The sequence below is a fragment of the Pantoea sp. ME81 genome, from assembly GCF_903970985.1.
In the GTDB taxonomy this organism is placed as follows: Bacteria; Pseudomonadota; Gammaproteobacteria; order Enterobacterales; family Enterobacteriaceae; genus Pantoea; species Pantoea communis.
Window position 1 is genome coordinate 1 of the sequence record NZ_CAJCKS010000119.1, and the last position, 15162, is coordinate 15162.

Sequence of the window (15162 nt, forward strand, 5' to 3'; positions counted from 1 at the left end):
CTTCAATAAGTAATGTTCATTGACAGAATAGTATTTTTTAGGATCAAAGGCAGCAGATTTGATGGAGTGGGTCTCATCGGAATTATTTATAGTTGTGACTAAAAACGTGCGGTCCAGTCGACAAAGGTGGGCGTTGTGACTAAAAACGTGCGGTCCAGTCGACAAAGGTGGGCGTTGTGACTAAAAACGTGCGGTCCAGTCGACAAAGGTGGGCGTTACGTAAAGTCGGCGTGAATACATCCCTGTAGCCTCGGACGCCGCATCCATGCGGCGTACGCTTTACTCCACTACCCACCTTTGTCTCCTTTATGCAAGTTCGTTGCGGTTTTTTTGGCGCTGAATTTGAATCGAACGCTCATGTTTACACTGACTACAGCAATAACAGCCCTGACCACCGTTGTCTCTATACGGAGGCTTGGTGCGATGTTTTATTGGTCCAGTACTGAACAGAACTTTCAAGTTTGCACGGACTACAGCAATGACAGTCCCAACTGCGCCATAAAGGCCAGCCCGAAGAGCAAAGCGTTCGCGCCAGGGATGGCGCGGTCGATCTGCATGGATGCGGGGTTCCTTTGCGATCGGGCTGGCCTTAATGGGGCTATGCACAAAACTTTCAGCAACCCTACCTTACATTCAAAATATAAGCGCCAACCCCTGCAATCCCCACCCAATATCCACCATTCTGAGCACCAAGCCTCCAACATCCTCGAATCGACGCCCCAAAACAAAAAAGGTGCGCCAATTTGCGCACCTCTTAAACATCCCACTCACGACTACGAAGTTAAACGCTTAACCGGCGCATTCTTCTGGCGATCCCACATCACGGTCAGCAGGCGCTGCAGTGCGATAAACGCGAACAACAGAATACCGATGGCGATCTTTGTCCACCAGGAACTCAACGTACCGTCGAAGTTAATCCATGTCTGAATCAGCCCCTGAATCAACACCCCAAACAGCGTGCCGAGTACCGTGCCGACACCACCGGACAGCAAGGTGCCGCCAATAACTACCGAGGCAATCGCGTCCAGTTCCACGCCCAAACCTGCCAGGGCATAGCCTGCTGAGGTATAGATCGAGAACACAATCCCCGCCAGTGTCGCCAGGGTGGTGGAAAGCATATAAATCTTGATGGTGGTGGCGCGCGTCGAAACGCCCATCAACTGCGCTGATGTCAGATTGCCGCCAATCGCATACACCTGATTACCAAAACGCGTGCGATGCGCGAGGATAATGCCGCCAATCACCACTACCAGCATAATCACTGCCAGCAAACTAAGACGCCCGCCGCCGGGAATCTTCCACGCCAGGCTCGACAGTGTGGAATACAGCGGATGATCGATGGGAATCGAATTCTCCGACACCAGATAGCTACAGCCGCGCAGGAAAAACATCCCCGCCAGGGTAATAATAAAGGCCGGGATCTTCAGCGCATCGATCAGCCAGCCCATCATGGCGCCAAACAGTGCTCCCATCGCCAGCACAATCGCGAAGGCAAGAATCGGATCGACGTGATAATCACCGATGATTTTCGCCAAAAATACACCGCTAAAGGCGATAACGGCCCCCACTGACAGATCGATACCGCCTGACAAAATCACAAACGTCATGCCCACGGCGATAATGCCGAGAAACGCGTTATCGGTCAGGATATTGCAGATCACGCGAGTCGAGGCAAAACCGGGAAACTGACTGAGGCAGAACAGATAACCGGCGACAAACACCAGCAGCGTAATCATTAATGGCAGATGGCGTTTAATCATTTTGGACGTCTCCCTTTCAGCATGGCGATAAAGCGCGGTGATTGCAGCAACAGCACACACATCACCACCACCGCTTTCACCACCTGATTCAGCTCCGGCGGGAAGCCAGACAGCAAAATACCGGTGTTCATCGACTGAATAATCAGCGCGCCAACCAGCGACAACACCAGATTAAAACGCCCGCCCATCAATGATGCACCGCCAATCACCACAGCGAGAATGGCATCCAACTCCAGCCATAGTCCGGCATTGTTGGCATCGGCACCCCGAATGTCTGCGGCCACGATCAGGCCCGCGACAGCCGCACACACACCGCTGATGGCATAGGTGGACATCACCACTAACCATCCGTTAACACCGGCATTACGTGCGGCGCGCAGGTTAATCCCCACCGCTTCGATAAACAGGCCCAGCGCGGTTTTGCGCGTCAGCAGCCACACTAACAGTGCCACCAGTAGCGTTATCCACACCGGAACCGGCAGCATCCACAGCGAGCCGCTGCCAAACCAGCCGAGGCTGTCGCTGTTAAAGGTCACAATCTGACCTTGGGTAATCAGCTGAGCGATACCGCGCCCGGCCACCATCAGAATCAACGTGGCAACAAACGGCTGAATCTTCAGCAGCGCCACCAGCACGCCGTTCCACAAGCCACAGGCCAGACCGGTGCCGAGTGTGGCGAGAATAATAAAACTCAGGCTGTGCCCCGCAACGGTTAACGTGGCCGCTGTCGCCCCCGCAATCGCCATCACCGCGCCGACAGACAAATCAATCCCGCCGGTGGCAATCACCAACGTCATACCGACCGCCAGTAAGGCGACGGGTGCAGCGCGGTTGAGGATATCAATCGGGCTGCCGAACAGGCGGCCGTCCTGAATATGCACGGCAAAAAAATTGTTGGCGACCAGGCTATCCACCAACAGCACCAGAATCAGCGCGACGATTTGCGGCATGCCTGGCGGTAACTTCGGCTTACGCCGTTCAGGTTTTGGATGTGTCATAGGGGATTCAAGCATGTTGTGCTCCTCCATCGGCGATGGCATTGACGATCGACGCCACCGACAGCTGCTCCAGCGGGATTTCAGCCACCTGCTTCAAATCACGCATGATCAACACGCGGTCGGCATAGCCCACCAGCTCTTCGAGTTCAGAGGAGATAACCAGTAACGCCAGTCCATCGGCGCACAGGGTTTCAATCAAACGAATGATCTCGGCATGTGCACCGACGTCAATGCCGCGCGTCGGTTCGTCGAGAATTAAGAATTGCGGCTTCGTCACCAGCCAGCGTGACAGCAGCACCTTCTGCTGATTACCGCCGGAGAGTAATTCCACCGGCTGATCGGCATGTGGCGTGCGAATTCCCAGGCTTTTGATAAAGCGATCGGCGATGGCCTGCTGCTCACGCCGTTTAATCGGTCGCAGCCAGCCGCGTTGGGCCTGTAGCGCCAGAATAATATTCTCGCGCACCGATGCAGCGCCGATAATACCGTCGGTTTTACGATCTTCCGGGCAGAACCCCATGCCCAGATGGGAGGCTTTAGACGGTGTCCGAATATGCTGTACTTTGCCTTTGATGGTGGCAGTACCCCGATCCGCACGACGGATACCAAACAGCACTTCGGCGGTTTCCGTGCGCCCCGATCCCAACAAGCCGGCTAAGCCCACCACTTCTCCCGGGCGCACTTCCAGGTCGAAAGGCTCAATGGTGCCCTTCTTGCCGTAGTCTTTGAATGACACCACCGGTTGGTTGCTTTTCAGCGTGCTGCCCTGACGCTGCAAGGCAGTTTCCAGTAACTCGCGCCCCAGCATCAGTTTGATCAATTCGATTTGCGGCAGCGATGCCGTATCACGCGTGGCTATAAACTGGCCATTGCGCAAAACGGTAATACGATCGGTGATGCGATATACCTGGTCGAGAAAATGAGTCACAAAAATCAGGCTCATCCCTTTGGCTTTCAGTTGCGCCATCAGGGTGAATAGCATTTCCACTTCGCTGGCATCGAGGCTGGCGGTGGGTTCATCGAGGATTAACACCTGTGCGGAGAGATCCACGGCGCGGCAAATCGCAATGATCTGCTGCATCGCCACCGAGTAATGGCCCAGGGGACGCGTCACGTCGAGAGCAAAACCGTAGTTACGCATCAGCGCATCGGCATCGCGCACCATACGTTTGCGGTCGATCATACCGAAACGGCGCGGCTCGCGGCCGATGTAGAGATTGTCTGCTACCGACATATTCGGCAGGAGATTCACCTCCTGATAAACCGTGCCGATGCCCATTTGCTGTGCATCGGCGGTATTGTGCGGTGAAATGGCAGTGCCATTCAGGGTGATGGTGCCTGCATCACGGGTGTACACGCCGGTCAGCACTTTAATCAGCGTGGATTTCCCGGCGCCGTTTTCGCCCAGCAGCGCCATGATCTCGCCTTTGCGAATGCTGAACGACACATTATCCAGCGCTTTCACGCCGGGGAAACCTTTGCTGATACCGTTGAGAGTCAGGAGTGCGGATGCATCTGCAGTGCTCATCAGGTTCTACCTCGCCTTACGTCATGAAAAACCGCCCCGAAGGGCGGTTGCGGGGATCAGTAACCCATGCCTTTTTTGGTGTCGAGCTGTGCCTGCGCTGAGTCTGGCAGATACAGTTTCGATTCGGTTTTGATGATTTTTGGTGGCATCGTGCCGTCTTTTTTGAATTTCTCCAGCGCATCGAATGCCGGACCCGCCATGTTTGGCGTCAGCTCTACGTTGGCATTGGCCTCACCCGCCAGCATCGCTTTATAGATATCCGGTACGCCGTCGATAGAACCGGTCAGAATATCTTTGCCTGGCTTCAGACCCGCTTCTTTAATGGCCTGAATGGCGCCGATCGCCATATCATCGTTGTGCGCATACACCATGCAGATGTTCTTGCCGTTGTTTTCCGCTTTGATAAAGCTCTCCATCACCTCTTTACCTTTACTACGGGTGAAGTCGCCGGACTGCGAGCGGATCACTTTGATGTTGTTGTGGCCCGCGATGGCTTCGGCGAAGCCTTTTTTGCGGTCGATGGCTACGCTGGCACCCACGGTGCCTTGTAACTCAACCACATTACACTTCTTGTCACCGACTGTTTTCACCAGCCAGTCACCGATCAACTTGCCTTCCAGCACGTTGTCTGCGGTCACCACCGCCATGTACAGCGACTTATCTTTCACCACAATGGCGCGGTCTAACAGGAACACCGGAATTTTGGCGTCTTTGGCTTCTTCCAGCACCGGTTCCCAACCGGTTTGTACTACCGGGGCGATGAAGATGGCGTCAACGCCCTGCGCGATAAACGAGCGCACCGCTTTGATTTGGTTTTCCTGTTTCTGCTGACCATCGGCGATTTTCAACGTGATACCGCGCTTTTGCGCTTCGCTTTTCGCCACGTTGGTTTCTGCTGAACGCCAGCCAGACTCCGAGCCAACCTGTGAGAAGCCCACCGTCATGTCAGCGGCAAGTACCGAAGCACTGAGTGCTGAACTGACCATGGCGGTTAAGAGTAAACGTTTCCACATAATTTCATTCCTCTGAAGGGAGTGTGCTGTAGGGGTACAAAACGCAGATTAAGCCTGGCGCAAAAGCGAGAAAACAAGCGCGACATGCCTCACAAAATAGAATGAATTAAAGGAGTTACGAAATTATCCATGTAAGAAGTCATACCAGCCATATGGACAATTTGCCTGATATTTATTTCAGTGTCGGTTAAATAAATGTAATAAACAGAATCGGTTAGGATGGTGGCTACTGGAAGCGATTACAGCCGCTGCGTAAAGAATGGTTATCGACTGCGGGCACAAGCAATGATCAGTTTTGTGATTATTCGCACACTACATGATTTAAAGTTTCAAAGCATGTAGATGCCATTGCTGAACTGTTCGACATAAATCGGCCTAATAAACGTCTTATATGAATGAAAGTCAGTGCACTAAGCCTGATAAAAAATGACAACTTTCATTTGCGTTAAGGGTGTGAGCTTTTTTCACATTATGCCGTCTGTCAGGGTTGAATTTGTCTTAATCCCGTCTGGAAATGCGCGTTTAAAACGGCAAAATGAAGAAAAAATGTCTTTTGATGAGCGAATTAGCTCACGTTGTCTGATTTTTGAATTTTTTTAACGCTGGCGTATGGACTCTGTCAGTGTGCTCCCTATACTTGGGCACTTCCGAGCACTTTATTTTTAAATGGCAATCATGACTGCGCTAGATTACCTGCTGAAATTCCGCAAAGTGAATAATCTCGATAGTCTGGAAAAACTCTACGACCATCTTAATTATTCGCTGACCGATGACAATGACATCATCAATATGTATCGCGCTGCCGATCATCGTCGTGCTGAACTTGTTTCCGGCGGCCGCCTTTATGATATGGGCCGCGTGCCGAAATCAGTCTGGCGCTACGTAATGTAATGGGTTTTCCCCGCCTTTTTCTGCACTATTGCGTTGTCCATGTCGGGCGTGCCCCGTTTGGACATACAACGCCTTCTTAATTTCGCTACAGGATCCGCAAGATGACCGAATCGGTAAACCCGCCGCGTATTGCTGGCTGGCTGTTGTTGCCGCTAGCCTGGTTGATTATGACGATGCTGACCAGTGCGCTGGTGGTGGCCATGTATCTGAGCCCGTTGTTTGATACAGAATTGCGTACCACGTTGTTCACTCATGCCAGCCAATTGTTCACGCAATGGGCGATTTCCCTGCTCACCGCAGGCGTGGTTTGGGTCTACAGTATCTGGGTTTGCTGGATGTTCTGTAAACGTTCGCGCCGTCTACCGCGTCATTACATCCTGTGGTTGCTGATGACGGTGTTACTGGCGTTGAAAACGTTCGCTTTCACCCCGGTGGCGGATAATAAAGCCATTCAAACGCTGCTGTTGTCGCTGCTGGCGGCGGCGGTCTTTGTGCCGTACTTCAAACGTTCTCAACGTGTGAAAGAGACGTTTATCCAGCCATAACGGCGCGAGTTTCGTCAGGAATTTAATTCTGCGTGCTCTCAACATCCACAGATTTTGTGTAGAGGTTGAGATGCACCTCTCAATTCCGGATAATAGACGCCTTTCGGCTTCCCAGGTTAAAAAATGACCGATTACTTACTTCTCTTTATTGGCACCGTGCTGGTGAATAACTTCGTATTAGTGAAGTTTCTCGGCCTATGCCCCTTTATGGGCGTGTCAAAAAAATTGGAAACGGCCATTGGCATGGGACTCGCCACCACTTTCGTGATCACCCTGGCGTCGATTTGTGCCTGGCTGGTGAACCATCTGATTCTGGTGCCGCTCGATCTGGTGTACCTGCGAACCCTGGCGTATATCCTGGTGATCGCCGTGGTGGTGCAATTCACCGAAATGGTGGTGCGCAAAACCAGTCCGTCACTCTATCGACTGCTGGGTATCTTCCTGCCGCTAATTACCACTAACTGTGCGGTGCTGGGTGTTCCTTTGCTGAGCGTCAATCTCAACCATACCTTTATGCAGGCTGCGGTCTATGGTTTCAGTGCTTCGCTTGGCTTCTCGCTGGTGATGGTGCTGTTCGCCGGCATGCGTGAACGTCTGGTATTGGCCAACGTCCCTGCGCCGTTTAAGGGCAACTCGATTGCATTGGTCACCGCAGGTTTGATGGCGCTGGCCTTTATGGGCTTTACCGGGTTGGTGAAATTCTAATGACCGCGATTTGGATTGCTATTGTGGCTATTGCTGCGCTGGGCCTGGTTTTTGGCGCCCTGCTCGGTTACGCCTCGCGCCGATTCGAAGTGGAAGAAGATCCGATCGTTGAACAGATCGACAGTATTCTGCCGCAAAGTCAGTGCGGCCAATGTGGTTATCCCGGCTGCCGTCCGTATGCGGATGCCGTGGGTAATAACGGTGAAGCCATTAATAAATGCGCCCCCGGTGGCGAGCAGACCATGCTCAAGCTGGCCGCACTGCTGAACGTTGAACCGCAACCGCTTGATGGCGGTGAGGAAGTGCAGGAACCGATCCGTACGGTAGCCTGGATTGATGAAGCCAACTGCATCGGCTGCACCAAATGTATTCAGGCTTGCCCGGTAGATGCGATTGTCGGTGCGACCCGTGCCATGCATACCGTGCTAAGCGATGTCTGTACCGGCTGTGATTTGTGTGTTGCTCCCTGCCCGACCGACTGTATTGAAATGCGTCCGGTTGCCACGACCACGGCCAACTGGAAATGGGATCTCGAAACCATTCCTGTACGGGTGATCCCGGTAGAAACTCATGCTTAATTTGTTAAAACTGTTCCGTAAAGAGAAGCTGTGGGATTTCCAGGGCGGCATTCATCCGCCGGAAATGAAAACACAGTCTAACGGCACGCCGTTAAGCCAGTTACCGCTGCCTGAACAATTCATCATTCCGTTAAAACAGCATATCGGCCATGAAGGAGAGATTTGCGTCTCACCGGGCGATCACGTCTTGCGTGGTCAGCCGCTGACGTTTGGCAGCGGACGCATGCTGCCGGTGCACGCACCGACCTCCGGCACCATCGAAGCGATTGCGCCACATATGACCGCGCACCCTTCGGGTCTTTCCGAACTGTGCATTTTCCTGCGCGCCGATGGTGAAGATCGCTGGACCACGCTCGATCCGCAACCTGACTTCCGTTCGCTTACTCGTGAAGATGTCGTCAAGCGCATCCATGAGGCAGGCGTCGCTGGTTTGGGGGGGGCAGGCTTCCCGACCGCCACCAAGCTACGTGGCGGATTGCGCGGCGTCAAAACCCTGATTATCAATGCCGCAGAGTGCGAACCTTACATCACCGCCGATGATCGTCTGATGCAGGACTGCGCGGCTGAAGTGCTGGAAGGTTGTCGTATCCTCGCCTGGGTATTGCAGGCTGAGCGTGTGCTGATTGGCATCGAAGATAACAAACCCGAAGCGATTGCAGCGCTGAAGCAGGCTTTGGGTGGTGACCGCGAGTTGCAACTGCGTGTCATCCCCACCAAATACCCTTCTGGCGGTGCTAAACAACTGACCCAGATTCTTACTGGCGTTGAAGTGCCGCACGGCGGTCGTTCCACCGATATTGGCGTGCTGATGCAAAACGTCGGTACGGCCTGGGCGGTAAAACGCGCCATTATCGATGGCGAGCCGATTACCGAACGCGTCGTTACCCTGACCGGCGAAGCCATTGCGCAGCCGCGTAACGTTTGGGGACGCCTGGGTACGCCAGTTAGCCATCTGCTGCACCATGTGGGTTTCGCACCGGGTTCGCGTCAGATGGTGATCATGGGCGGCCCGCTAATGGGTTTTACGCTGCCGTCACTGAATGTGCCGCTGGTTAAAATCTCTAACTGCATTCTGGCACCTTCTGCCAGTGAAATGGGCAATAACGAAGAAGAACAGTCTTGTATTCGTTGCAGTGCCTGTGCGGATGCCTGCCCGGCGAAACTGCTGCCTCAGCAGCTGTTCTGGTACAGCCAGGGCGGCGATCATGAGAAGGCGCGCGCTCACAATATCGATGACTGCATTGAGTGCGGTGCCTGTGCGTACGTCTGCCCAAGTAATATTCCGCTGGTGCAATATTATCGCCAGGAGAAGGCAGAGCTGCGCGCTATCGATCTCGAAGCGAAGCGCACCGCCGAAGCTAAAGCGCGCTTTGAAGCGCGTCAGGCGCGTTTAGAGCGGGAAAAACTGGCGCGTGAAGCGCGTCATGAAGAAGCTAAACAGCGTGTGGCACGTAGCGATCAGGGTGAACGTGACGCGGCGATTGCTCGCGTGAAGGCGCGTGCCGCCAAAACACCGGAACAGGAAACTGCCGAGCGTGAGGCTCGCCATGCACAGGCGTTAGCTCAGCAGGCGGAAAAACAGTCTGAAACGCAGGCGCTGAGTCGCCAGTCTGGCGATCCGCGTAAAGCAGCGGTGGAAGCGGCCATTGCACGAGCTAAGGCGAAGAAGTCTGGTGTGGCTGAGCAACCGATCAGCGACGTTGCTGAAACACCTGTTGCTGAGGCTGATCCACGTAAAGCCGCGGTTGAAGCCGCCATTGCGCGCGCCAAAGCGAAGAAAGCCGCTGCTGCTGGCGAACAAGCGCCTGCATCTGCTGATGCAGTCCCGGCCGCTGAAGTTGATCCGCGTAAAGCGGCGGTTGAAGCCGCCATTGCACGCGCTAAAGCGAAGAAAGCCGCTGCTGCTGGCGAACAAGCGCCTGCATCTGCTAAAGCAGCCCCGGACGCTGAAGTTGATCCGCGTAAAGCGGCAGTTGAAGCCGCCATTGCGCGCGCTAAGGCGAAGAAAGCTGCGGCTGGCGAACAAGCGTCTGAACCTGCTAATGCAGCACCGACCGCTGAGGTTGATCCTCGCAAAGCAGCAGTTGAAGCCGCTATTGCCCGTGCTAAAGCCAAGAAAGCCGCTGCTGCTGGCGAACAAGCGTCTGAACCTGCTGATGCAGCACCGACCGCTGAGGTTGATCCTCGCAAAGCAGCAGTTGAAGCCGCTATTGCCCGTGCTAAAGCGAAGAAAGCTGCGGCGGCTTCTGGTGAACAAGTGTCTGAGCTTGCTGATGCAGCACCTGCCGCTGAAATCGATCCGCGTAAAGCCGCGGTTGAAGCGGCCATTGCGCGCGCTAAGGCGAAGAAAGCCGCAGCAGCTGCCGAACAAACTCCTGCAGCTGTTGAAGCCGCACCTGAATCATCTTCTGAAGTAGAGGCTGCTGCCTCTCCTGACTCCGCCGACCCACGAAAAGCGGCCATTGCCGCCGCGGTCGCCCGTGCCAAAGCGCGTAAAGCGCAGCAGCAGCCTTCGACGACTGAGGATTAAATGGCTTTTCGTATCGCAAGTTCCCCTTATACCCACAATCGCCGCAGCACCGGCAACATCATGCTGCTGGTGGTACTGGCTGCGCTGCCGGGTATGGCCGCGCAGTGGTATTTCTTTGGCGTGGGTTTTCTGATTCAGGTTTTGCTGGCCACCGCCACCGCATGGATCACCGAAGGCGCCATTTTGCGTCTGCGCAAAACACCCGTGGTTCCAACACTTGCGGATAACTCCGCCCTGCTCACCGCGCTGCTGCTCGGCATCAGTCTGCCGCCGCTGGCGCCCTGGTGGCTAGTGGTCATTGGTACCGTGTTTGCCATTGTTATCGCGAAACAACTGTATGGCGGCCTGGGTCAAAACCCCTTCAACCCAGCGATGGTCGGTTATGTGGTCTTACTGATCTCCTTCCCGGTGCAGATGACCAGCTGGTTGCCGCCGGATACATTGCAGGCAATCAAACCCGGCCTGCTGGATTCCCTCAGCATGATCTTCACCAATCACACGCTGGCCGGTGAAACCATGCAGCAGTTGCAGCTCGGGGTGGATGGCATCAGCCAGGCCACGCCGCTGGATACCTTTAAAACCGGCTTGCGGGCCGGGCACAGTGCTGAGCAGTTACTGTCTGAGCCGATTTATACCGGCGTGCTGGCGGGATTAGGCTGGCAGTGGATTAACCTTGGCTATCTGCTGGGCGGTATGCTGCTGCTGGCAAAAAATGCCATTCGCTGGCACATACCCGTCAGTTTCCTGGTGTCGCTGGCCTTCTGCGCAACCCTTGGCTGGTTGTTTTCACCGGAATCGCTGAACTCGCCGCTGATTCATTTGTTCTCTGGCGCAACCATGCTCGGCGCGTTCTTTATCGCCACCGATCCGGTCACCGCCTCGACCACCAACCGTGGTCGCCTGGTGTATGGTGCACTGATTGGTTTGCTGGTGTGGCTGATTCGCAGCTTTGGCGGTTATCCGGACGGTGTGGCCTTTGCCGTTCTGTTGGCGAACATTTGCGTGCCGCTGATTGATTACTACACTCAGCCGCGCGTTTACGGCCATCGCAAGGATTAATGATGTTCGATGCTATTCGTAAAAATGCCGTGACGCTGGCGGCGTTTGCAGTGATCACCACCGGCGTCACTGCGGTGGTGAACTATGTTACCAAGCCGACGGTGGAACATCAGACGGCACTGCAGCAAAAAAACCTGCTCGATCAGGTGGTGCCCACCGAGATGTATGACAACCACATTCAGCAAGAGTGTTTCCTGGTGACCGATGCAGCGGCATTAGGCAATAACCAGCCGCATCATCTCTATCTGGCGCGTAAAGGTGATAAACCCGTCGCGGCGGCGCTTGAGACTACCGCGCCAGACGGCTATTCTGGTGCGATTCAGATGCTGGTCGGTGCCGATTTTCACGGCAAAGTCTTAGGTGTCCGCGTGGTGGAACACCATGAAACGCCTGGCCTGGGCGACAAGATTGAACTGCGCATTTCCGACTGGATCAACAGCTTTAACGGCAAAGTGGTGCACGGTGCCGACGACAAGAACTTTGCGGTGAAAAAAGACGGCGGTGAATTTGATCAATTTACCGGCGCGACCATTACCCCGCGCGCAGTGGTGAATGCCACTAAACGTACCGCATTACTGATTGAAACATTGCCAGCGAAGCTCTCTTCGCTGCCCGAATGTGGAGATGCACCATGAGTGAAGCAAAATCCCTGTTGGTTGGCGGCCTGTGGAAGAACAACTCCGCCTTGGTGCAGCTGCTCGGCTTGTGTCCGCTGCTGGCCGTGACCTCAACCGCCACTAACGCCCTCGGCCTTGGCCTGGCCACCACGCTGGTGTTAACCATCACCAACAGCGCTATCTCCGCCTCGCGTCGTTGGGTGCCGGCGGAAATCCGTATTCCTATTTACGTCATGATCATCGCTTCGGTAGTGAGCTGCGTGCAGATGCTGATCAATGCTTACGCTTACGGGCTGTATCAGTCATTGGGAATCTTTATTCCCCTGATCGTGACCAACTGTATTGTGGTGGGCCGCGCGGAAGCGGTGGCGTCGAAAAGCAGCATCCCGCTCTCGGCGCTGGATGGATTTGCCATTGGTATGGGCGCGACCTGCGCGATGGTGACGCTAGGTTCGATTCGTGAATTGATCGGTAGCGGCACCCTGTTTAACGGTGCTGACCAACTGCTGGGCCCCTGGGCCAAAGCGCTGCGCATTGAAGTGTTCCATTTCGATTCACCGATGTTGCTGGCGATGCTGCCGCCTGGAGCTTTTATTGGCTTAGGCATGCTGCTGGCCGGTAAATATCTGATTGATCAGAAAATGAAGCAACGAGCCGCCCTGCGCGCTGCTGAACCTGAAGCCGCGCCACAAGGTGAAACTGGGAAGGCCGTGTGAACAAGGAAAAGCGACTGCAAATTCTCACGCGCCTGCGTGATGACAATCCGCATCCCACCACGGAGCTGTACTTCAGTTCGCCGTTTGAACTGCTGATTGCGGTGCTGCTGTCCGCGCAGGCCACGGATGTCAGCGTGAATAAAGCCACGGCGAAGATGTATCCGGTGGCAAATACCCCCGCCGCTATTTTGGCTTTGGGTGTTGATGGCGTGAAGGAGTACATCAAAACCATCGGCCTATTTAACAGCAAAGCGGAAAACGTCATTAAAACCTGCCGCATTCTTATTGAGCAGCACGGTGGTGAAGTACCGGAAGATCGCGCGGCATTAGAAGCCCTGCCTGGCGTCGGACGCAAGACCGCCAACGTGGTGCTGAATACCGCCTTTGGCTGGCCGACCATTGCCGTGGATACGCATATTTTCCGCGTCAGCAATCGTACCCGCTTCGCGCCCGGCAAGAATGTCGAAGAAGTGGAAGATAAACTGATCAAAGTGGTGCCATCTGCCTTTAAAGTCGATTGCCACCATTGGTTAATCTTGCACGGCCGCTATACTTGCGTGGCACGTAAACCACGCTGCGGCTCCTGCCTGATTGAAGATTTGTGTGAGTTCGACGCTAAAGAGTCTTAGTGTCCGCCAGGGGCTTCAGCCACGGCTCCCACAGAAAGACTGACTCCGTCGCCAGCGCGCGAAGATGGTTCTCATCCGCACCGCAGGCGTTAATCAGGGATTGCAGGGTCATGAGTCTTCCTCGCTGACAAAGGTTTCATCCGGCACGTCCGGGGTGTCACTGATAATGAATATGTCCGCCGGGAGCGTGAAGTTGCGCAGCTTCAGCAGCGCCAGCGGCCCCTCACCCGCTTCTGTTCGCAGAATGTAGTTCAGCGGACGGCCGTCGGGAGCCTGCCAGGTGAGCCGCCAGCTGCTGCTAATGCCCGGATTAGCGCTGACCTGAGCCTTATCCAGCAGGCGAATCAGGCCCCAGCTCCCTGGCATATCACCATACTGGCGGGTGCCGGCCTTCGTACTTATCCAGCTCAGCGACGCGCCCGGCGCTTCGGTGTCAGCTGGCCAGGTGAAGCGTTTCCACACCGGTTGCTGATTCATGTAGGTGAGCTTCTGGCTGTCGATAATCAGGTCAGTCTGCATCACGTCTGCAGCCGTACCAGGACGCAGCTCAAAGTGCAGCCCGGCCTCGCCGCGGGTAAACACCACGTCAGAAATCCGGCTAAGCTGATTAAGCGCCTGCAGAAAAGCCGGGTTAAACGTCAGCCCCTGAGCATTGATGCTGTCCGGTATCCAGCGGGTGCCTTCGCGGTGCAGCACGCCGCTCAGACGCGACTGCAGGAAGCGGGTGATGCGTCCGTTCTCTACGTTCAGATATTTCGCCAGCAGCGGCAGTGACACCTCACTGCTGACATTTTTAAACGGATAGCGACCGCCAAACGCGCTGTTCCACTCGTTCACCACCGCCTGCTGCCACTGGGCGTTCAGGCTGCCCGCAGCCGGCATCAGCACCTGCTGCCAGGCCTGATCCATCGGGCGCACAAACACCGTCTGTCCGAAACCGCTCCACTCCTGCCCCAGTCCGGCGGCGACCAGGCTGCCGTAATCACGCGTGTCAGTCAGGTCCACGGTTTTCCCCTGAAATACCGTCTGCGCCAGCGTCTGCGTCATGGCCTGCGGGTCTGCTGCGTTGGTGACCTGCTGCAGGCGCAGACGCACCTGAGTCACGCGCGTCAGGAAGGTGCGCAGGTTCATACTGCTGCTGCCCTGACTGTCGGTCAGCGCCAGCAGCGGGCCGAAAGTCGCATCGAGTGGGCCGCTCGGGCCGCTGTTCTGGTCAATGGCAGGGCGCTTTTCCCGGCTGAGTAAGTTCTGCGCAGACTTCACCAGCGAGTCAGCAATAGCATCCCCACTCTGCCCGGTCCGTCCCTGCACGTTGAGCGTATTCATCAGCGCCACCAGCGGTGACTGGCGCACATCTGCCATCAGCGTGAGCTGGTCAATCGCGTCTGACAATGTCGGAGCAGGGTGCAGGCGCAGCGCTCGGAAGAGCGTCGTGTAGGGAAAGAGTGTACGCCCTGGTGTGGATCGCGGCGGGCGGCGTAAGAGTGGACAAAACAGGTAAGCCGCGGCCGCGGTAGGTAGAGCTCAACGACAATAAAGATAGAAGTATGAATACGCGACAACAGTAACCGACAAAGAACGACAACATAGATA

The 15162-nt window shown here is 55.2% G+C and carries 13 protein-coding genes and 1 pseudogene; 9 read left to right on the plus strand and 5 right to left on the minus strand.

The genetic code is table 11. The features are described from left to right. Nucleotides 1–773: 773 nt before the first annotated feature. The 4 genes from yjfF to ytfQ are packed head-to-tail and all read right to left on the minus strand — an operon-like array spanning nucleotide 774 to nucleotide 5299. Entirely contained in the window at nucleotides 774–1760 is a 987-nt protein-coding gene (gene yjfF / locus H7A81_RS18900; RefSeq protein ID WP_038647220.1) for a galactofuranose ABC transporter, permease protein YjfF, read from the minus strand. Next, complete coding sequence (ytfT, locus tag H7A81_RS18905; protein WP_058962433.1) at nucleotides 1757–2773, minus strand: galactofuranose ABC transporter, ATP-binding protein YtfT; 1017 nt, start codon at nucleotides 2771–2773, stop codon at nucleotides 1757–1759. The genes yjfF and ytfT overlap by 4 nt, the downstream gene beginning before the upstream one ends. Then, entirely contained in the window at nucleotides 2766–4286 is a 1521-nt protein-coding gene (gene ytfR, locus H7A81_RS18910) for a galactofuranose ABC transporter, ATP-binding protein YtfR (RefSeq protein ID WP_182058387.1), read from the minus strand. Before ytfR ends, ytfT begins: the two co-directional genes overlap by 8 nt. 56 nt (nucleotides 4287–4342) lie before the next feature. Beyond that, entirely contained in the window at nucleotides 4343–5299 is a 957-nt protein-coding gene (ytfQ, locus tag H7A81_RS18915; protein WP_160867209.1) for a galactofuranose ABC transporter, galactofuranose-binding protein YtfQ, read from the minus strand. Between the two features lie 675 nt (nucleotides 5300–5974). On the opposite strand from ytfQ, the gene ydgT reads away from it, so the two are divergent. The 9 genes from ydgT (at nucleotide 5975) to nth (ending at nucleotide 13569) form a co-directional block, all read left to right on the plus strand. Then, nucleotides 5975–6190 carry a transcription modulator YdgT gene (ydgT, locus tag H7A81_RS18920; protein WP_034827409.1) on the plus strand — a complete coding sequence of 72 codons (216 nt, stop codon included), beginning with the start codon at nucleotides 5975–5977 and terminating at the stop codon, nucleotides 6188–6190. Nucleotides 6191–6291: 101 nt separating this feature from the next. Continuing rightward, nucleotides 6292–6735 carry a DUF2569 domain-containing protein gene (locus H7A81_RS18925; protein WP_034827411.1) on the plus strand — a complete coding sequence of 148 codons (444 nt, stop codon included), beginning with the start codon at nucleotides 6292–6294 and terminating at the stop codon, nucleotides 6733–6735. A gap of 123 nt (nucleotides 6736–6858) precedes the next feature. Further along, entirely contained in the window at nucleotides 6859–7440 is a 582-nt protein-coding gene (rsxA, locus tag H7A81_RS18930; RefSeq protein ID WP_034827413.1) for an electron transport complex subunit RsxA, read from the plus strand. Beyond that, nucleotides 7440–8018, plus strand: a complete 579-nt coding sequence (gene rsxB, locus H7A81_RS18935) for an electron transport complex subunit RsxB (RefSeq protein ID WP_034827415.1) — start codon at nucleotides 7440–7442, stop codon at nucleotides 8016–8018. The genes rsxA and rsxB overlap by 1 nt, the downstream gene beginning before the upstream one ends. Continuing rightward, nucleotides 8011–10548 (plus strand): electron transport complex subunit RsxC, encoded by a 2538-nt coding sequence (rsxC, locus tag H7A81_RS18940; protein ID WP_182058388.1) that lies wholly within the window; start codon nucleotides 8011–8013, stop codon nucleotides 10546–10548. Before rsxB ends, rsxC begins: the two co-directional genes overlap by 8 nt. Continuing rightward, the gene (gene rsxD / locus H7A81_RS18945) at nucleotides 10549–11607 is read left to right on the plus strand and encodes an electron transport complex subunit RsxD (protein WP_182058389.1); all 1059 of its coding nucleotides are present in this window, start codon (nucleotides 10549–10551) and stop codon (nucleotides 11605–11607) included. Nucleotides 11608–11609: 2 nt separating this feature from the next. Then, on the plus strand, nucleotides 11610–12242 hold the full coding sequence (gene rsxG, locus H7A81_RS18950) for an electron transport complex subunit RsxG (protein WP_166931562.1): 633 nt from the start codon (nucleotides 11610–11612) through the stop codon (nucleotides 12240–12242). Next, a complete protein-coding gene (locus H7A81_RS18955; protein ID WP_097119808.1) occupies nucleotides 12239–12940 on the plus strand; it encodes an electron transport complex subunit E in 702 nt (233 codons plus the stop codon). Before rsxG ends, H7A81_RS18955 begins: the two co-directional genes overlap by 4 nt. After that, entirely contained in the window at nucleotides 12937–13569 is a 633-nt protein-coding gene (nth, locus tag H7A81_RS18960; RefSeq protein WP_182058390.1) for an endonuclease III, read from the plus strand. Before H7A81_RS18955 ends, nth begins: the two co-directional genes overlap by 4 nt. 108 nt (nucleotides 13570–13677) lie before the next feature. Here the strand turns inward: nth and H7A81_RS18965 are convergent. After that, nucleotides 13678–14988 (minus strand): annotated as a pseudogene (locus tag H7A81_RS18965) (type VI secretion IcmF C-terminal domain-containing protein); the annotation flags it as partial. Nucleotides 14989–15162: the final 174 nt, after the last annotated feature.

Coding starts and splice junctions, on each gene's coding strand:
- rsxC (WP_182058388.1), top strand. CDS start 8,011: ATGCTTAATTTGTTAAAACTGTTCCGTAAAGAGAAGCTGTGGGATTTC.
- rsxA (WP_034827413.1), top strand. CDS start 6,859: ATGACCGATTACTTACTTCTCTTTATTGGCACCGTGCTGGTGAATAAC.
- ytfT (WP_058962433.1), bottom strand. CDS start 2,773: ATGCTTGAATCCCCTATGACACATCCAAAACCTGAACGGCGTAAGCCG.
- ydgT (WP_034827409.1), top strand. CDS start 5,975: ATGACTGCGCTAGATTACCTGCTGAAATTCCGCAAAGTGAATAATCTC.
- ytfR (WP_182058387.1), bottom strand. CDS start 4,286: ATGAGCACTGCAGATGCATCCGCACTCCTGACTCTCAACGGTATCAGC.
- rsxG (WP_166931562.1), top strand. CDS start 11,610: ATGTTCGATGCTATTCGTAAAAATGCCGTGACGCTGGCGGCGTTTGCA.
- rsxD (WP_182058389.1), top strand. CDS start 10,549: ATGGCTTTTCGTATCGCAAGTTCCCCTTATACCCACAATCGCCGCAGC.
- yjfF (WP_038647220.1), bottom strand. CDS start 1,760: ATGATTAAACGCCATCTGCCATTAATGATTACGCTGCTGGTGTTTGTC.
- rsxB (WP_034827415.1), top strand. CDS start 7,440: ATGACCGCGATTTGGATTGCTATTGTGGCTATTGCTGCGCTGGGCCTG.
- H7A81_RS18955 (WP_097119808.1), top strand. CDS start 12,239: ATGAGTGAAGCAAAATCCCTGTTGGTTGGCGGCCTGTGGAAGAACAAC.
- H7A81_RS18925 (WP_034827411.1), top strand. CDS start 6,292: ATGACCGAATCGGTAAACCCGCCGCGTATTGCTGGCTGGCTGTTGTTG.
- ytfQ (WP_160867209.1), bottom strand. CDS start 5,299: ATGTGGAAACGTTTACTCTTAACCGCCATGGTCAGTTCAGCACTCAGT.